The organism is Methanosarcina sp. (genome assembly GCF_028693135.1).
Taxonomy (GTDB): domain Archaea; phylum Halobacteriota; class Methanosarcinia; order Methanosarcinales; family Methanosarcinaceae; genus Methanosarcina.
Window position 1 is genome coordinate 39394 of record NZ_JAQUVZ010000007.1, and the last position, 16774, is coordinate 56167.

Genomic DNA, 16774 nt, shown 5'->3' on the forward strand with positions numbered 1-16774 from the left:
TCATATGGGTGATAATAGGAGTGTAGCAAGTGAATTTATGCGAGGAATTACCAAGGACAACCCCACATTTGGCCTCGTGTTAGGGCTCTGCCCTACGCTGGCTGTCACCACTTCCGTTGAAAACGGGATTGGTATGGCTGCGGGGACCTTATTCGTCCTGGTCGGTTCAAATATGCTGGTATCATTACTTAGAAAAGAAATTCCTGATTCAGTGAGAATTCCAATAGAACTAATTGTCATAGCGACTTTCGTTTCGATAGTGGATATGGGAATGGAAGCGTTTACACCTGATATATACGCAGCTTTAGGTGTATACATTCCCCTGATCGTGGTGAACTGTATTGTGATCGGACGTGCTGAAGCCTATGCCTTGAAGAATGGAGTCTTTTACTCGATAGTTGATGCATTCGGTATAGGCACAGGGTTCCTGCTAGTACTAATGCTTCTTGGAGGTATCAGGGAGCTGCTGGGTACAGGCGGGATCAAGCTCTTTGGAGTTCAGTTAGTTGACTTTGTCTCCATGCTGGGGTACAACCCCATAGGTGTTATGACTCTGTCATCGGGAGCTTTCCTTACCATTGCGGTTCTGATGACTATAGTCAATTACCGCAAGATTTTAAAGGCTATGAAAGGTGGTTAAAATGGCAGACGCATCTTTATTTGCAATCTTTATGGATGGCGTGTTCCTGAAGAACTTCCTGGTGGTCCAGTTCCTGGGGCTCTGTTCCTTCGTGGGTGTCACAAAGGACGTAAAAAGTGCATCCGGGATGTCAGGGGCAGTTATCTTCGTTATAACGCTGTCAGCTTTCGTGTCCTACCTTCTGTACACGTTCATTCTGTTACCCTTGAGGCTTGAGTACCTGAACACTATTGCATTCATAATAGTGATTGCAGCGCTTGTGCAGCTGGTAGAGTTTATTGTCCGGAAGTTTATGCCACCACTGTACAGGTCACTTGGTATTTACCTGCCTCTGATCTCTACGAACTGTGCAGTGCTCGGCGCTGTGCTGCTTAATGTGATGAACGAATACACCTTCATCCAGAGTATTGTTTTCGGGATTGCTGCAGGGGTAGGATATACTGTTGCAATGCTCATTATGGCTTCCATACGTGAGAGGAGTAACGTGCTCTATGTCCCAAAAGCAGTTGGTAGAGGGGTCACATACGCGTTCTTCATTGCACTGATCATGTCAATGTCCTTTGCTAACTACTTCAAGGTGATTCCACTATGAGTGACCTTACAACAGTCCTCATAAATACCGTTTCGGTACTTGTGGGACTTTGTATTGCTGTAGGCGCAATGCTGGTATTTGCCTCCAAGGTCTTTAAAGTGGAAACCAACCCTCTGGTCGATGAGGTTGCTTCCCTTCTCCCGGGAGCCAACTGTGGTGGATGCGGATTTGCCGGATGTGCTTCCTGTGCTGAAGCTATTGTCTTAAGTGGCGCACCCATCAACAGTTGCCCTGTTGGAGGATATGACGTTGCAAAACAGATCGGCGTAGTTATGGGACAGGAAATTTCAGAGTCCGAAAAAGCTTTTCCCTTTGTCCGCTGTCAGGGTGGACAGGCTCATTGTACGACCCTTTATGACTATCATGGAGTGGAAAGCTGCAAAGCTGCCCTCATGCTCTGCGATTCCACGAAAGGTTGTACCTACGGTTGTATTGGCCTTGGGACCTGTGTCAAAGCCTGCCAGTTTGATGCCCTCTCCATGGGAGAAGACGGCTTCCCGGTTGTGAACAAGAACCTCTGTACAAGCTGTGGGAACTGCATTGCAGCCTGCCCTAACGGTATACTCACCTTTGCCAGGGACTCAGAGAAAGTTCATGTGCTCTGCCGCTCTCATGACAAGGGTAAGGACGTTAAGGCGGTCTGTGAAGTCGGCTGTATCGGCTGTAAGAAATGTGAAAAAGCATGTCCCGCAGAAGCTATAAAGGTCACCGACTTCCTGGCTGAAATCGACCAGGAAAAGTGTACCGGATGCGGGGCCTGTGTCGAAATCTGCCCGCAGAAGTCAATCGAGCTCCGGTAATCCGGGCTCTTTTTTTCTGACAGCCTTTAAAGACTAAAGAGGTGAAAACTATGCCGTACAAAACTTTCCTTGGCTTGCCTGAAAATATCGTGGCAGCTCTTTGTTATCCTGTAGGCTGGCTCTCAGGCCTGTTCTTCCTGCTCCTTGAGCGCAAGAACAAGTTTGTCCGCTTCCACGCTATGCAGTCGATCCTGCTCTTCATGCCGTTTGCTCTCTTCATCTTCCTGGTGGCATGGATCCCAACGATCGGCTGGATCATTGCAGATGGCGTTGGAATGCCTGGACTGCTTCTCATCGTAATCCCGATGTACATGGCCTTCAGGGGCTCAAAGTTCAAAATCCCCATCATAGGAAAGATTGCCTACGATTTTGCCTATGGCGAGTAAACAAACAGATTTACCTGAAAAACCGAATTGCTCCCCCAAAAGAGCAATTCAACCTTTTCTTTTTTGACTGTTTTCTTGTTTCAGTCCTGAATTTTTTAGTTTTTTATTCCACCAGGAAAATTTCCCCACACAATGTGTCAATTATCGGACAATTAAATCCCTCTTATCTCCAATGAATTCCTCTGTCCTCTTATCTCTAATTTAATAACAGTCGTTTTGCACAAAAAATACATTCTCAACTTTCCGCTAAGTTATTCCTCTGAAACCGATTCGTACAGTTTTCTTCTCTCCGGAGGCATGGCTTCAAGATATTCTTTTGCTTCTTCGGGAGAGACTGCCCTGCGGGTCCCATCGGGTTCCTGTATGACCACACCGCTCTCTATGAGCATTCTGTACCTTGCTTTTCTTACTTCCTTATTCGGGTGGCAGACGAAATGGCAGTTGGAACAAGTATATTCCATTCTATTTCCTGGAATCAGGCAAATAAAAAACCCACCCTTTATCTTCGGCCTTTCGCGGTAAGCTTCTATGGTACCGGGCAGAGCAGCAATGAACTCTTCATCCTTTGCAGGGATTTTAAAGCGCGCAGGAGACCAGGTGGACCACTTTCCGGAGGCGTTCAGACCTGTAAGTCCCCCGCAGACAAGGAAACAGCGGCTATTGCTTCTTCGCTTCCCGTAACTAAACTCCTTTCCTCCAAGGGTTACAGTGACTTTCTCAACCGGGTCCACGTATCCGGAGGAACAGACTGAAAGGCAGAGCTTGCATTCGTCACAGTAGTTTTCTTCCTCTGGCAGGGGGTCTGTCGGAACTAATTCCGCGTCAGTAACGACCGAGGCTAGGACAATCGCTGATCCGTATTCCTCTGTGATAATATTTCCTGAGTATCCCAAATACCCTATCCCGGAGCGGACCGCCAGATACCTGTGGGATATAGGTGGGTGCATGTCCAGTTGCCAGTTTTCAGTATCCATCCGGTAAACGAAATTTGCTCCCTGAGGGACAGCTTTGTACCCCATCTGCTGCAGGAACCCTGTCATTTCAAGGGCGATCCCGTTGGCAAGGGTGGTGGTTCGCACTTTATTAGTTTCAAGGGATTCATGGTCCTCTTTTTTAAAGTACGGGTCGATAAGACTCTGGTCAAAAGCCAGGGCAAAACAGATTGCCGATTTTGCTTCAGGCAGCACATAGGTCAGGTCGGCAGAAGGGGGGCCGCCTGCAAGGGTTTCCGTGGTTACTATTCCCACTTTGAAGGCTCCAAGAGTCAGAGCCATCTCTTTGAGAGATTCGGTTAGTTCGTTCATTTTCCTATTCCTCTTCACACCAAAAAAGCTTAATTTCCAGAATAGTTTATGCAAGGTAATTCATATATACTTGATCGGCACTGGAGTGTACTTCCAAGACTCAGGTATAGTCCAATGACTTTGTTTCAGTTGTTTGGTTCAGTTATATGCTCTAACGGAACAGAGCGGAAAATGGGAATAAAATGGAGAAAAAAGGAAACGAAACTGAAAAAAGTGAATGCTGGGGTTTTTTACGCAATCACTACCCCATATTTCGCAAACACCTGTGCAAATGCCTGCCTTAGCTCTTCTGCCACCTTTCTGGTTTTCTCCTCATCTTTAAGGCTTGCGGCGTTTCCAAGTTCTGTGATTTTTAGCTCTACAGCCTGCAGGCTGGCTTCGTAGTTTTCGTCCGCACTTTCTGGAGGTTCGGCATTACTTACGCCTTCCCACTTTGCTTCAAGTTCGGGAATGAGAGCCACAACTGCAGCAGTATCGTTTTTATCTGCGTCCTCAATTGCAATTTCCATCAGGGTGTGGAAGTCTGTCATGCGGTCTCCTACCAGGTCGACCCCGTTTCTCCTGTGCAGTTCGAGGAAAAGGTCTCGCATGGGTTCGAGGGCTGTGTGTGAAGCATCGATGTTATTTTCCAGCAATTTTTCCTGTGAATCTACTGAAATTGCCAGGGCTCCATCAACGGTTTCAGGCCATTTTTCATCAGCTGCATAAATCGCAGGTGGGTTTTCCGTATAGCCTTCACTTACTGCGGTAAGGTCTTCGACAAGCCCGGAAAGAGCAGCTGAGGATGCGTTATAGTCCTTTTTGCTGGTTGAAACCAGAGCTTTAACATAATTTGAATTTGCTTTCTGCATCAAGGAGTTGAATTCAGCATCTCCGACATTTCCGGTTTCGATCTCGGTTTCAACCTCTCCTCCAGTTCCTTCTCCGGCGGTCCCTGCCTCAATTCCTGCTTCGGCTCCTTCTTCTTCTGCGGTGACGTTTTCTTTTCCGGAATCCGATGCACATCCGGCTCCGAAGATTACCAGGGCAAATGCAAGTAAAATTGATATCAATACTTTTACTTTCGTTTCTCTCACCTCATTATCAATTTAACATATTTCTTCCAGTTTCGTTTTCTTTTGTTTCTTTTTCTTTTGTTTCTTTTTCTTTTGTTTCTTTTATATTCAGGGCTTTTTGTTCTAAATCCTGAGCTCTTTTTATGCTTCCCTTCTTATTTATCTCCGGTCCCGGGGTTTGACTTCTCAGGGTTCCCCTGTTTCGAAATGCGGTCGGCATGCCTTATATATCGCAAACATTCGAAAGTTTAAATATTATCTTCTCTAATTAAGGTGCAAATATTAATGGAGGACTCTAAGATTAAAGACGAGATCTGGATTGAAAAATACAGGCCAGTCAGGCTGAATCAGGTAGCAGGGCAGAAGGAAACAATCGAGCGCCTGATGTCTTATGTGGCAACTAAAAACCTTCCCCACCTCCTCTTTTCCGGGCCTCCGGGTGTCGGGAAAACAGCTTCTGCAGTTTCAATTGCAAGGGAGCTTTTCGGGGAAGATTTATGGCGAGAAAATTTTACCGAACTCAATGCTTCCGATGAAAGGGGCATTGATGTAGTTAGAAATAAGATTAAAAACTTTGCAAAAACCGCCCCTATAGGCGGAGCTTCGTTCAAGATCATTTTCCTTGATGAAGCCGATGCCCTCACCTCGGATGCGCAGTCTGCACTCCGCAGGACCATGGAAAAATTCAGCAGCAATTGCCGTTTTATCCTCTCATGTAATTATTCCTCCAAAATCATTGAGCCTATTCAGTCCAGGTGTGCAGTTTACAGGTTCAGGCGGCTTTCCGATGAAGCCATTAAAGAACGGCTTGAATACATTGCTAAAGACCAGGGTTTGTCCATTACCGAAGGCGGGTATGAAGCTCTGATTTATGTAGCTCAGGGAGATATGCGAAAAGCTGTCAATTCTCTTCAAGCTGCTGCCTTTATTGATACGGAAAACTCCATTTCCCGGGAAACCATTTACAGGACTACTGCAACCGCAAACCCTGACGAGATTAAGAACCTGATCGAGACCGCCCTGCGCGGAAACTTCAGGATTGCCAGAAAAGAGCTTAACAGGTTACTCTATGAAGAAGGGCTTTCCGGAGAGGATATTGTGGGCCAGATCTACAGGGTGGTTTCTGAAATGGATAACCTTATGGTTCTGGATCTCGGGCTTTCGGAAAGGGATATTGTCGCCCTTGTGGATGTCATCGGAGAGACCGATTTCAGGCTAACTGAAGGAGCCAGCGAAAAAATCCAGCTGGAAGCCTTACTTGCACATTTCGCTCTTTCAAGAGAAGACTGAGGCTTCATAATTCCTTACAAACAGGTTTTGCCGCATGCTCTACATCCGGATCTCTGAAAGGCAGATGAAAAAGGCCTTAATGAAGCGAGCCTTTTTCTCTCAAAAGATTATAGTTATCACTCCTGATCATCATGTCTGTTGAAAATTTATTGGTAGAAATGCTGGGGTCTGTGCCCCACTGGCTTGCAGTAATGGTTATAGGGGCTCTTCCGATCTCTGAACTGAGGGGTGCAATCCCTGTAGCCATGGGCATCTATGGAATGGGACCTTTTGAGGCTTATTTCCTTTCGGTGCTTGGAAACATTATTCCTGTGGTTCCCCTTTTGCTTTTCCTTGAGCCAGTCTCCGGGTACCTGAGGCGCTACCATATCTTCGATGTCTTTTTCACGTGGCTCTTTTCAAGGACCCGGCGCAACCACACAAAAAACTTTGAAAAATATGGACTTCTTGCCCTGACCCTCTTCGTTGCCGTGCCTCTGCCAGTTACCGGTGCCTGGACAGGCTGTGCAGCTGCATTTGTATTCGGGATCAAGTTCAAGCATTCACTGCCAGCAATCGTTGCAGGGGTAATGATAGCAGGAGTCATTGTAACTGTAGTCACAATGACGGGCATGGGCCTGGTTGACCTTATTTTCGGAGTTTGACCTGAGGTCAGGCTCTTCGAAATCTTCATATACCTTAAAAATATCAAATATATCATATACAGAACAAATATAAATTTCTCTTTATATTTGCAGCCAGTCCTGTTTCTACAGTTTCTTACGCGGTCTATTCCCGTTGTCTGGCAATTATCTAGAATTTTTGAGGTGATTTTTAATGGCAAAGGCAGATAAGAAAAACAAAAAAATAGTTCAGTCCGAAAAGTGTATTGGGTGCGGCATCTGTTATTCCGTTTGCCCTGTGAACGCAAAACTAATGAAAAAGGATGATTTTGATCCTGAGACTGCTGAACTTGCAATCCGGATCATCGATGGGATGGCAATTATCAGTGACGAAGTCTGCATCCGCTGCGGAGCCTGCTCAAAGATCTGCCCTGTGGAATCTCTCACTATAGTTGAGCTTGAAGCCGCAACAGCATAATCAGGATACGGTAAAAATAGGAAAAATGCTGTTTTTCAGCATTTTGTCTTTTTTAGTTATTTTTACCCATTACTGCAGGGTTCTTATTATTGAACTGGTATTTCAGAAAGCTGGAAATCCAGTTTCTTATAACCAGTTTCGATAACCAGTTTCTTACACTATTTTTCTCTCATTGCCCATTTAAGCTGATTCTAAATGGGTTAAAGGCTGCGTACTTATGCCCTTGGAATCTGCATTTGCTTTTCAGGCAGATCTCTTTTTGTTTAAAGCATTTCTTTTGCCAGTTTTATATCTTCAGCTTTTACGGTTTTTCTGCCAGCGTGTTCTGCAAGTTTTATGGCTTCTTTTGAAATCTGAAGGCCATATTCTTCCAGGATTTCCGTAAGTGCCATTCCTGCACTTTCGCTCACTCTGTGAGCACCTGCTGTCCTTACTAAACGCTCAATTGGTGCGAACGGTATCACTTTTGCCATATATATTCTCCAAGATTCTTTTTATTAGTATAAATTCCTTCTAATCTCTGATTTTGTAATCAGATTCTATAAATACCTTTGCTTATATCGGAGTTTTCTTCACTTCTTATTTAGCCTTTAATGCTCTTTTTCCCCTTTATTTACTTTGTAAAGCCCATTTACATCTTTTCTTATTTTAAATTATTCTGAATCTCTTTTTCGAAATCTTGATATTATATTATTAGAATCTAGTCAAACATGCTATTACAGGAACTCCTTGGCATCGATGAAGAGCTCTACCTTGTAGAAGAAAATTATACTACTCAGAGGACTCCTGAGCGTACGCTCAAGTATCTTGATGGAGTTCAAAATTTTCCGGGCACGGGAAGCATTCGGCTTATAAGGGTCAGGGAGGGGGAACACACGTTAGGATTGCTGTTTTTCAATTCTGCAGATGAAAACGTTCCCATAGATTTCTGGTCAGTATTTACCGGAGCCATTGCGTCAGCTTCCTTTAAAGCCAGATTTGAAGCCCTTGCAGACTCCATTCTTGCCCTCAACCCTCCTGAAAAGGATATTGAGCTCCCTTCCGAAACCTGGCGGAACGCAATAAATGAATATTACTCCCTTATGCTTGTTAGCCGGAACTTCTGTCCGGGCTGCTCTGTGAAACCTGAGTCCTACAAAAATGTTTTTTCGGAAAATCGTGTAAAGAGGGTCACAGAAATTTTTGAGCTTCTCCGAAAAAAAGGCTATTACCCTGAAGGCAGGCTCCTTGAGGTTTGCTGTGGAAACGGGATGTCAACGCTTGCACTCTACAGGCTAGGGCTGGACCCTCTGGCAATAGAAATCAATAAGTGTACTGTCTGTCAGGGGCTTGAGCAGCAGGTGTTGAACCCCCAAAGGGCTGTGGTAATGGATGCAACAGCTATTTCAAAATACTTTGATCCCGGCAGTTTTGATGCCGTAATGGGCTTTATGCTGGGGCTTGTCTATGAATTTAACAAGGAGCTCTGGACCGGCATTATGAGAGAGGCGGTCTCGGTTGCAGCTGATGGGGCTGTCCTGCTCTTTACCGTAAGCAGCAAACCCGAAATTGAAATTCTCGCCGACACTCTCCTTAAGGCAGGGGCCGAGGGAGAAATTGTGGATAACACGGATTCAGAAGGCACCTATGACCAGTGGCTCTTTGTTGGCCGAAAGCAAAAAAGTGTCTTTTCCGGACAATGAGCTTTCTTTTGTTTTACTCTTTTTCTTTCTTTTTTCCATCAGATTAAGAAGCTTCCTATTATTGTATTATCAGGTTATCAAAAATGATCAAAATGTGATCAAATATCTTCAAAAGATGTTATCAAACATCTCTTTGGGTGTAACCCTACACCCTCCACTCCGTCTGCAAATGCTTTTGGAGTTGCTTTCCTGATTATATTCAGAGCTCCATTGACGTCGGCGTTGATGATTATCCCAGTTGCAGATTTGAATAAACCCCGTTTGATTCGTCTGCCGACATATTTAGCTCTGTGTTCTACAGGTTCGTTATCAAGGAAACTACATTTTGATGTATGGCTCTCTTCTTGAAGAACAACTTCTATGTTGACTTCCTGAGCTTTGTACTGGATCATCTCAATTAACCTGGCCAGGGGAAGCTGAACAAATTTCTGGTTGGTTTTTCGTCCCATGTTAATTTCTTGCTTCCAGTTTTCGTTTTTGCCAATTATGATTGATTTGACATCGTTCTGGATAGCGTAGTTAACGATTCTACGACTAAGTTTGTGGAAATAATCCTTTATCATGTTATTTCGTTTGAAGTCGAGTTTTGCTAATTTGCTACCCCATTTAATTTTAGCCAGATTGTATACATGTTGAATCCTGGCCTTTTCCATGTTATAAAACTGATTAATGTTGTTTGCAGTATTACCCTTAACAACAATTGGTTTTGCACCAAAGTTATTTGCGATAGTTGCAATATTGCAAACGCCAGGATCAATTCCTAAAACTCGACTTGAGTTAATTTCATTCTCAGAAACGATTTTGTTGTATACAATCTCACACGTATACTTATTTGCATTTGGGATTACCCGTACTTCTCTCAAGTCCACGTCTACAAGTCTTGTTTTAAGCTCAAGATTTGCAGCTTTTGGGAATTTGAGTAATCCATCTACGATTTTACACTGCTGGTTTGTGAATACCAGGATGTGTTCTCCATCTTTGTGTTTGTATTTGGGCGGTTTAGGTCGTCCCAGAAATAATTCAGGGGATTTTGCGTATACTTTTAATGCTTTGAAGAATGATTTCCAGCTATTATCCAGTAGTTTAAGCACCTGTTGAGCAGTCTGTGCTGGCAATGCTCTGTATTGTTCTGTGTTTTTTAGCATTGAGTAAAGCTGTTTATACCAGATACCTTCACCTTTTTCACCAGTTTCCTGGTAAAGCTTATCATTTTCAAAGAATCTTTGTCGTATTATGTAGTTTGCACTATTAAACAGGTTTTTGGATGCGTGAGCTAGACCTGAGATTGTTTCGGATTTAAATTGTATTTGCTCGGTTCTAGTCACTAATGCCATTTTAGTCAATCTCCAGCTTTTATAGGAATATATTAATTGATACTATCAGATGATTATATTAGTTACTGTTGTTACCATTTTTCATCACCATATTTTTCTGATCCGGGTGCTTCTTTTTGAGAAGAGTGTTCTCTAATGTTAACGGCAGCGAAAAGTATTTACTTGTTAACAATGGTATTATTAAAAATATTCTTCTCAACGCAAGACGTGTTGAGTTTTGCGGGTATATCTTTACTATTAATTTTTTCCTGCTAAATTAATGCGGTACCGGACATTCGGTTAATATTCGGTTATAATGTACCGAATTAACCCCTCTCCAGGCAAATTGCAGGCTACTTCAATCAACGATCAGAATATTAATATTCTTTGACCGAACCGAATCAAAAAACAAGCTCCTATTTATACTCAGGAAATTCCAGCTCAATCTCTCTGGAAAAGTCACGGATGAGTATATCTCAATAAATTCTGTTTTTTTGATTCGATTTAAGAGGCTCATCCATGCGTGTAAAAATTACTGAAACCGTCCTCCGGGATGCACACCAGTCCCTCCTGGCAACCAGGATGCGGACAAGGGACATGCTCGAAGTGGTTGAACAACTGGACCAGATTGGGTATCATTCCCTTGAGATGTGGGGAGGTGCCACCTTCGACACCTGTATTCGCTACCTTAATGAAGATCCCTGGCAGCGCCTCAGGGACCTCAAGAAAAAGATGGTCAACACAGATGCTCAGATGCTGCTCCGCGGCCAGAACCTTGTAGGGTACAGGCACTATTCGGACGACGTTGTTGAAAAGTTCGTCACCAAAGCCTATGATAACGGCATTGACATTTTTCGGGTTTTTGACGCGGTCAATGATGTCCGGAACATGGAACTTTCTGTTAAAGTGGCAAAAGGCCTGGGGGCCCATGTACAGGGTACGGTCTGCTACACCATAAGCCCTGTACATACAGTAGAAAAGTATGTGGAGCTTGCAAAACAGCTTGAAGAGCTGGAATGTGACTCCCTCTGCATCAAGGATATGGCAGGGCTTCTCTCTCCCCATGAGGCTACCAGTATAATCAGTGCCATGAAAAAAGAGATCTCAATTCCCATTTCTCTACACTGCCACTGCACTTCGGGAATGGCTCCGATGAGCTATATGGCAGCCTGTACTGTTGGGGTGGATGTTCTGGATACCGCACTCTCTCCTCTGGCCTGGGGGACATCCCAGCCTCCTACCGAGACCGTTGTTGCAGCTCTTAAGGGAACTCCCTATGATACAGGTCTTGACCTCGGAGCCTTTGAAGAGGTTGTCAGGTATTTCAAGGACCTGAAGGACAAGTACCGTGGGATTCTTGACCCAATTTCCGAACAAATCGACACCAATGTCCTTATCTACCAAATTCCCGGAGGCATGCTCTCTAACCTGGTTTCCCAGTTAAAAGAGCAGAATGCCCTTGACAAGTATGCAGCTGTGCTTGAAGAGATGCCAAGAGTCCGAAAAGAGCTCGGGTATCCTCCTCTTGTAACTCCTACAAGCCAGATCGTAGGCACGCAGGCTGTGCTTAATGTGCTCATGGGAGAACGTTACAAGGTCATTCCAAAAGAGGTAAAGGATTATGTGCGCGGGCTCTACGGGCGCTCTCCTGCCCCAATCAGCCCTGAGATTATCGGAAAGATTATAGGCGACGAAGAGCCGATCCATTGTCGCCCTGCAGATCTTCTCAAGCCTGAGTATGAGAAGAGGAAAAAAGAAGCTGAGGAAATGGGCATTGCAAAATCCGAAGAAGACATCCTTACATACATCCTTTACCCGGCAATTGCTCCGAAGTTCCTTAAAGGGGAAATGGAAGAAGAATCCCTGGCAGTTATTACTCCTGCCCCTGCAGCTCCTCAGGAGTACACAATGCCTACTCATTTCAGAGTTGAGGTAGATGATGAGGTTTTCGAGGTCAAGATCGAGCCTCTTGGCGGGGTTTCCATCTCTGAGGCGTCCCCTAAAAAGCCCGAATCCATTAAAGGCGGAGTTACCTGCTCAATGCAGGGTATGGTGCTTTCCATAAAGGTCAAGGTCGAAGATGCCGTGAAGGAAGGAGATGTGGTTGCTGTCATCGAAGCCATGAAGATGGAAAATGCTGTCCATGCTCCACATTCGGGAACCGTTAAGGAAATTTTTGTTTCCGAAGGAGATACGGTTACTCCCGGTAACATAATACTGTCAATCGAGTGAATTGAGCAAGGTGGAATGTATTATGTTCAAAAAAGTACTCGTTGCAAACCGTGGTGAAATAGCCATCAGAGTCATGCGTGCCTGCCGGGAGCTCGGTATTTCCACTGTAGCTGTCTGTTCGGAGGCTGACAAAAATGCCCTCTTTGCCAAGTATGCCGATGAGGCCTATCTGATAGGTCCTGCCCCTGCCAGCCAGAGTTACCTGAACATGGAAGCCATCATCGCAGTTGCAAAAAATACCGGAGCCAATGCAATCCATCCTGGCTACGGTTTTCTTTCTGAAAACCCTGTCTTTGCAAAACGCTGTGAAGAAGAGGGTATTATCTTCATAGGTCCTCCGAGCCATGTGATTGCCGAAATGGGGAGCAAAATAAGGGCAAGAAATCTGATGATGAAAGCCGGGGTCCCTGTAGTTCCGGGAACAAAAGATGCAGTTGAGGACGTTAACGAAGCCCTTGAGATGGCTGAAAAGATCGGTTATCCCGTCCTTATCAAGGCGTCTGCAGGAGGCGGCGGAATAGGGATGAAAGTCGTTCATTCCAGGGATGAGTTTGCCACAGCCCTGAATTCCACGCAGAAGATGGCAGGTTCGGCTTTCGGGGATTCGTCGGTATTTATTGAAAAGTACGTAGAAGAGCCCAGGCACATAGAGATACAGATTCTTGCCGACTCTTATGGTAATACGATTTATCTTTCGGACAGGGAATGTTCCATCCAGAGAAGGCACCAGAAGCTGATTGAAGAGGCTCCTTCCCCTATCATGACTCCCGAACTCAGGGCGCAGATGGGGGGGGCTGCCGTGAAGGTCGCAAAAGCGATTGGTTACGTAAACGCAGGCACTGTCGAGTTCCTTTACTCTAAAGGGAACTTCTATTTCCTTGAAGTCAATACCCGCCTGCAGGTGGAACATGGAATCACCGAAATGGTCACAGGGGTCGACATTGTGAGGGAACAGCTCAAGATTGCCTGGGGTGAAAAGCTCGAGCTTGAGCAGGAAGATATCGTTATTGACGGCCATGCAATCGAATGCAGGATAAATGCTGAAGACCCCTTAAACGACTTTGCCCCGTCTCCAGGAAAGATCCGGAGATACCGTTCTGCCGGAGGCCCTGGGGTAAGGGTAGATAGCGGTGTGCACACGGGGTATACAATCTCCCCTTATTACGACTCCATGATTTCCAAGCTCTGCGTCTGGTCAAGAAAAAGAGAAGATGCCATTGCCAGGATGGAAAGGGCTCTTTACGAATACGTTGTCGTGGGAGTAAAAACCAACATTCCTTTCCATAAAGCTGTCATGAGGAATCCGGCATTTCGCAGAGGTGATATGACAACCGGTTTTATCGAAGAGCAGAATATCCTTGAAGCTGTGGAAGAGGTCGTTAAGGCTGATAGTGAAAAAGGGGCTACTCTGGCTTCGGCTCTGGAGGCAAAGGATAAAAAGGTCGCAGCGATCACGGCTGCTGTACATGCCTATGTTAATATGGCCCAGAAAACACAGCGTTGACTCGTTTACTCTCCGGAAAACCGTAAAGAGAAATTCCGGTCTGTTTAATATGAAACATATGTTTGGACTAAGACAATATATACGGTGGAACGTATACATTTGTATGGGGTGCGCGGATGGGAGATAAACGATCTCGAATTATTAAGGCACTTAAAGATGCACAGAAAACCCCCGTTTCCGGAGAGGAACTGGGGGCCAAGCTTGGAATTTCCAGGACGATGGTATGGAAATACATCAAATCCCTCCAGGCTGACGGATATGAAATAGAATCGGCCCCGAAGAGGGGTTATGTTCTGAAATCAGTGCCTCAACTCCTGTACCCTGATGAGATCCAGATGGGGCTCAAAACAACTCTTCTGGGACAGAAGATTCATTATTTCGAGGAAGTTAGCTCCACTAATAGTATTGCTAAAGAAATTGCAGCTTCCGAGGAAGAAGGATCTCTTGTTATCGCTGAGATACAGAAGGGAGGAAGGGGCCGCATGGGCAGGGAATGGGTCTCACCCCACGGCGGAATATGGATGTCTGTGATCCTGAAGCCCGGGATTCCTCTCAGGCACGCCTCAAGGCTGACCCTTGTTGCCGGGCTTGCAGTTGCAAATGTAATTCGCGATATGGGGCTTGATGCCCGCATCAAGTGGCCAAACGATGTCCGTATCAATGGGAAGAAAGTCTGTGGGATCCTTACCGAAGCAAAAGCTGAAGTGGATAGGGTGGATTATGTCGTTCTCGGGATCGGAATTAATGTAAATATGGATTTAAAGGATATTCCGGAGTCTTTCCGTGCTGGTTCGACCACTCTGAAAGTCGAGCTTGGAAGACATCTAAGAAGAGTTTCGTTCCTGCAGGATTTCCTCTTTGAGCTTGAGCAGCAGTATATAAGTTTCAAGACCCAGCCCTTTTCCCATATTCTCAATGAGTGGCTTGCTCTATCGGATACGATTGGTAGGGAGGTAAAGGTCACCACACCTTCCAGAATAATAGAAGGCAAGGCTGTTGGAGTAACTCCGGACGGAGCGCTTATAATCAGAAAGGCAGATGATACCAAAGAAGAAATTATTGCAGGTAGATGCATTTATGCACGTCCCAAATAAACACGGAAGAAAATGCAGGACAGAAACAACTCTCCGACCTGCACTTTTTTTCACCCTTCTGGTCTTTTTTTTCTGTTCAGTTCTCTTCTGTTCAGTTCTCTTCTGTTCAGTCCTTCCTGTCTCTGCCAGTGCAGATGAGGGTCAACTTCCCATTATTTTAATTGACGGGGACGAGATTTATGTGCAGTCAGGCGACTACTACACTTTCTTACAGGATTATCAGATTTACGTAAAGGGTGCTGATCCTGAGGGGAGCAGGGTATGGATCGAACTTCGTAGTGACGGGGTTTTCCTTGAAGATGCTATTGTCAGTGAGGGCGGCACTTTTGTATATTCTAATAACTCTACTGAGATTTTGAACCTCACAGTGGACACTATCTACGGTGGGGCAAATGGAGTACTTGTAAGGTTCTCTCCAGTGTATCAATATCTTAATCCCAGGCTTCCCATGCCTCAGAAACCCGTGCCTACTCTTGCCAATAACTCTGATGACAACTCTTCTACCCCTACTGTGTTTGAAAACCAGGCAGAAGGTTTTGATATGCCTCTATTTCTTTTGAGCATTGGAGCCGTTTTTTTGGTAACTGGCTTTTTTGCAGGAGTATATAAAAAAAAGTGATTTAAGAAAAGTGATTTGTTGAATAGTTTTCAAACCTGTTTTAAATGTAAAAGTCAGACTCAAAAGTAAAAACTATGTATTTAAAGCAGAACCAGATTTCAAAATTGGGAACTGAAGTTTAAACTAGAGTTCCCGATGAAAAGATAAGTCTGAAATGTCTGAAACAGACTTTTTACAATCGGTTTTCAACCCTGATTTTTTGCTTTTATTTCTACCTTCTCAGTCTTTTGTAGAGAACTTTACATCTCCCTTTTCTATAAGGAGTTTAAGGTCTTCCAGGCTGAGGCGAGCATTTTTCTGCAATTTTTCGCGGGCATCACTGTGCTTCTGGCTGACTTTATGCTCATCTTTCGTCAGTTGGAGGTCTTTTAGCCTGTCAAGGTCTAAAGAGAGTTCCTTTCGGCTGCCGGAGATGCTGTTCTTTAGGGGGTCTATTTTTTCTTTAATGGCATTTATGTTTGCAATTTTATCCGTAAGCTGGGCATGGTACATATTTGCTTCTTTTCGGATTTCGTCTGCTGCCTTGAAGTTTTCGAGCATTTCCAGGTGGCATGCCTGAGATTCGTCCGAAAGTTCCTGAATTTTTTCGTGGAACTCGTCCCCTTCTTTATGAATTCCTTTGGATTCTCTATAACTCTCCTGGATCTGTGCATGCAGCTCATTTGCCTTATTTGCAGCTTCAAGGCGTTTACTCAGGTCGCTTAACTTCTGGAGTATCTTGATTTCTACTTCAAGGGGGAGTTCTTTATTATAAAAAGCATCCAGTTCAGCCTCATACGCCCTTGAGAGGGATTCTACGCTTCCATGAGAGAGTTTGTTGCATTCATCACGCTGTTCTTTGAGGTTCGCAATTCCTGAAAAAAGCTCCTGTGTTTTGGAATTTACGTCGCTCCTTTTCTCTTTATACTCTCCAATTTGCTTATTTATCTTGTCACGTTGGTCTCTAAGTGACTGTGCTTTTGCAACCCTTTCCTTAACCTGCTTGTTCAGAGAGTCTCTTTTTTCTTTCAATTCGTCTATATCGGTCCTGTTTATTTTCAGTTCCTTAAAAATCGATGCCAATTGCCTTTCACTTTTCTCTATCCTGCTCCTGAGCTCGTTTACCTTGCCCTTAAGCTCTCGTTCGTTAAGGTTTGAAAGGTCGGCCGTTGCAGTTTCTGCTGTTGAAACGTCGTTGTTCATG

General features: G+C 44.7%; 18 protein-coding genes. 12 read left to right on the forward strand and 6 right to left on the reverse strand.

The window, feature by feature from the left end; translation table 11 throughout:
- The first annotated feature begins 4 nt into the window (after window positions 1-4).
- The 4 genes from PHF18_RS05080 to PHF18_RS05095 are packed head-to-tail and all read left to right on the forward strand — an operon-like array spanning window position 5 to window position 2418.
- The gene (locus PHF18_RS05080; RefSeq protein ID WP_300099242.1) at window positions 5-640 is read left to right on the forward strand and encodes an RnfABCDGE type electron transport complex subunit E; all 636 of its coding nucleotides are present in this window, start codon (window positions 5-7) and stop codon (window positions 638-640) included.
- A gap of 1 nt (window position 641) precedes the next feature.
- Window positions 642-1232 carry an Rnf electron transport complex subunit RnfA gene (rnfA, locus tag PHF18_RS05085; protein ID WP_300099245.1) on the forward strand — a complete coding sequence of 197 codons (591 nt, stop codon included), beginning with the start codon at window positions 642-644 and terminating at the stop codon, window positions 1230-1232.
- Window positions 1229-2032: a Fe-S cluster domain-containing protein gene (locus PHF18_RS05090; protein ID WP_300099248.1), complete on the forward strand. Its 804-nt coding sequence runs from the start codon at window positions 1229-1231 to the stop codon at window positions 2030-2032. Before rnfA ends, PHF18_RS05090 begins: the two co-directional genes overlap by 4 nt.
- 50 nt (window positions 2033-2082) lie before the next feature.
- Window positions 2083-2418, forward strand: coding sequence for a DUF4870 domain-containing protein (locus PHF18_RS05095; protein WP_300099251.1), 336 nt, complete (start codon window positions 2083-2085; stop codon window positions 2416-2418).
- A 251-nt stretch (window positions 2419-2669) separates the two neighbouring features.
- Here the strand turns inward: PHF18_RS05095 and PHF18_RS05100 are convergent, their stop codons facing one another.
- The 3 genes from PHF18_RS05100 to PHF18_RS05110 all read right to left on the reverse strand — a co-directional run bounded on the left by PHF18_RS05100 (window position 2670) and on the right by PHF18_RS05110 (window position 4997).
- Window positions 2670-3722, reverse strand: coding sequence for an epoxyqueuosine reductase (locus tag PHF18_RS05100; protein WP_300099253.1), 1053 nt, complete (start codon window positions 3720-3722; stop codon window positions 2670-2672).
- Window positions 3723-3952: 230 nt separating this feature from the next.
- On the reverse strand, window positions 3953-4798 hold the full coding sequence (locus PHF18_RS05105) for a hypothetical protein (RefSeq protein ID WP_300099256.1): 846 nt from the start codon (window positions 4796-4798) through the stop codon (window positions 3953-3955).
- A gap of 7 nt (window positions 4799-4805) precedes the next feature.
- Complete coding sequence (locus tag PHF18_RS05110) at window positions 4806-4997, reverse strand: hypothetical protein (protein WP_300099259.1); 192 nt, start codon at window positions 4995-4997, stop codon at window positions 4806-4808.
- 65 nt (window positions 4998-5062) lie between these two features.
- Between PHF18_RS05110 and PHF18_RS05115 the strand changes: the two genes are divergently transcribed.
- The 3 genes from PHF18_RS05115 (at window position 5063) to PHF18_RS05125 (ending at window position 7147) form a co-directional block, all read left to right on the forward strand.
- Complete coding sequence (locus PHF18_RS05115) at window positions 5063-6067, forward strand: replication factor C small subunit (RefSeq protein ID WP_300099262.1); 1005 nt, start codon at window positions 5063-5065, stop codon at window positions 6065-6067.
- Window positions 6068-6198: 131 nt separating this feature from the next.
- Window positions 6199-6711 (forward strand): small multi-drug export protein, encoded by a 513-nt coding sequence (locus PHF18_RS05120; protein WP_300099265.1) that lies wholly within the window; start codon window positions 6199-6201, stop codon window positions 6709-6711.
- A 172-nt stretch (window positions 6712-6883) separates the two neighbouring features.
- On the forward strand, window positions 6884-7147 hold the full coding sequence (locus PHF18_RS05125) for a 4Fe-4S binding protein (RefSeq protein WP_300099268.1): 264 nt from the start codon (window positions 6884-6886) through the stop codon (window positions 7145-7147).
- 263 nt (window positions 7148-7410) lie between these two features.
- On the opposite strand, the gene PHF18_RS05130 is transcribed toward PHF18_RS05125, so the two are convergent.
- Window positions 7411-7620: a histone family protein gene (locus PHF18_RS05130; protein ID WP_300099270.1), complete on the reverse strand. Its 210-nt coding sequence runs from the start codon at window positions 7618-7620 to the stop codon at window positions 7411-7413.
- A gap of 237 nt (window positions 7621-7857) precedes the next feature.
- On the opposite strand from PHF18_RS05130, the gene PHF18_RS05135 reads away from it, so the two are divergent.
- Window positions 7858-8829 carry a class I SAM-dependent methyltransferase gene (locus tag PHF18_RS05135; RefSeq protein WP_300099271.1) on the forward strand — a complete coding sequence of 324 codons (972 nt, stop codon included), beginning with the start codon at window positions 7858-7860 and terminating at the stop codon, window positions 8827-8829.
- Between the two features lie 98 nt (window positions 8830-8927).
- Here PHF18_RS05135 and PHF18_RS05140 read toward each other — a convergent pair whose 3' ends face one another.
- A complete protein-coding gene (locus PHF18_RS05140; protein ID WP_300099272.1) occupies window positions 8928-10163 on the reverse strand; it encodes a transposase in 1236 nt (411 codons plus the stop codon).
- Between the two features lie 498 nt (window positions 10164-10661).
- On the opposite strand from PHF18_RS05140, the gene oadA reads away from it, so the two are divergent.
- From oadA to PHF18_RS05160, 4 genes are all read left to right on the forward strand, one after another.
- On the forward strand, window positions 10662-12374 hold the full coding sequence (oadA, locus tag PHF18_RS05145) for a sodium-extruding oxaloacetate decarboxylase subunit alpha (RefSeq protein ID WP_300099273.1): 1713 nt from the start codon (window positions 10662-10664) through the stop codon (window positions 12372-12374).
- 22 nt (window positions 12375-12396) lie between these two features.
- Complete coding sequence (locus PHF18_RS05150; protein ID WP_300099274.1) at window positions 12397-13878, forward strand: acetyl-CoA carboxylase biotin carboxylase subunit; 1482 nt, start codon at window positions 12397-12399, stop codon at window positions 13876-13878.
- Between the two features lie 116 nt (window positions 13879-13994).
- Window positions 13995-14972, forward strand: coding sequence for a biotin--[acetyl-CoA-carboxylase] ligase (locus tag PHF18_RS05155; RefSeq protein ID WP_300099276.1), 978 nt, complete (start codon window positions 13995-13997; stop codon window positions 14970-14972).
- Window positions 14956-15591, forward strand: a complete 636-nt coding sequence (locus PHF18_RS05160; RefSeq protein WP_300099278.1) for an S-layer protein domain-containing protein — start codon at window positions 14956-14958, stop codon at window positions 15589-15591. Before PHF18_RS05155 ends, PHF18_RS05160 begins: the two co-directional genes overlap by 17 nt.
- A gap of 219 nt (window positions 15592-15810) precedes the next feature.
- On the opposite strand, the gene PHF18_RS05165 is transcribed toward PHF18_RS05160, so the two are convergent.
- On the reverse strand, window positions 15811-16773 hold the full coding sequence (locus tag PHF18_RS05165; protein WP_300099280.1) for a coiled-coil protein: 963 nt from the start codon (window positions 16771-16773) through the stop codon (window positions 15811-15813).
- Window position 16774: the final 1 nt, after the last annotated feature.

Coding starts and splice junctions, on each gene's coding strand:
- PHF18_RS05115 (WP_300099262.1), top strand. CDS start 5,063: ATGGAGGACTCTAAGATTAAAGACGAGATCTGGATTGAAAAATACAGG.
- PHF18_RS05090 (WP_300099248.1), top strand. CDS start 1,229: ATGAGTGACCTTACAACAGTCCTCATAAATACCGTTTCGGTACTTGTG.
- PHF18_RS05150 (WP_300099274.1), top strand. CDS start 12,397: ATGTTCAAAAAAGTACTCGTTGCAAACCGTGGTGAAATAGCCATCAGA.
- PHF18_RS05155 (WP_300099276.1), top strand. CDS start 13,995: ATGGGAGATAAACGATCTCGAATTATTAAGGCACTTAAAGATGCACAG.
- PHF18_RS05160 (WP_300099278.1), top strand. CDS start 14,956: ATGCACGTCCCAAATAAACACGGAAGAAAATGCAGGACAGAAACAACT.
- PHF18_RS05135 (WP_300099271.1), top strand. CDS start 7,858: ATGCTATTACAGGAACTCCTTGGCATCGATGAAGAGCTCTACCTTGTA.
- PHF18_RS05165 (WP_300099280.1), bottom strand. CDS start 16,773: ATGAACAACGACGTTTCAACAGCAGAAACTGCAACGGCCGACCTTTCA.
- PHF18_RS05125 (WP_300099268.1), top strand. CDS start 6,884: ATGGCAAAGGCAGATAAGAAAAACAAAAAAATAGTTCAGTCCGAAAAG.
- PHF18_RS05130 (WP_300099270.1), bottom strand. CDS start 7,620: ATGGCAAAAGTGATACCGTTCGCACCAATTGAGCGTTTAGTAAGGACA.
- PHF18_RS05140 (WP_300099272.1), bottom strand. CDS start 10,163: ATGGCATTAGTGACTAGAACCGAGCAAATACAATTTAAATCCGAAACA.
- oadA (WP_300099273.1), top strand. CDS start 10,662: ATGCGTGTAAAAATTACTGAAACCGTCCTCCGGGATGCACACCAGTCC.
- PHF18_RS05080 (WP_300099242.1), top strand. CDS start 5: ATGGGTGATAATAGGAGTGTAGCAAGTGAATTTATGCGAGGAATTACC.
- PHF18_RS05110 (WP_300099259.1), bottom strand. CDS start 4,997: ATGCCGACCGCATTTCGAAACAGGGGAACCCTGAGAAGTCAAACCCCG.
- PHF18_RS05095 (WP_300099251.1), top strand. CDS start 2,083: ATGCCGTACAAAACTTTCCTTGGCTTGCCTGAAAATATCGTGGCAGCT.
- PHF18_RS05100 (WP_300099253.1), bottom strand. CDS start 3,722: ATGAACGAACTAACCGAATCTCTCAAAGAGATGGCTCTGACTCTTGGA.
- PHF18_RS05120 (WP_300099265.1), top strand. CDS start 6,199: ATGTCTGTTGAAAATTTATTGGTAGAAATGCTGGGGTCTGTGCCCCAC.
- rnfA (WP_300099245.1), top strand. CDS start 642: ATGGCAGACGCATCTTTATTTGCAATCTTTATGGATGGCGTGTTCCTG.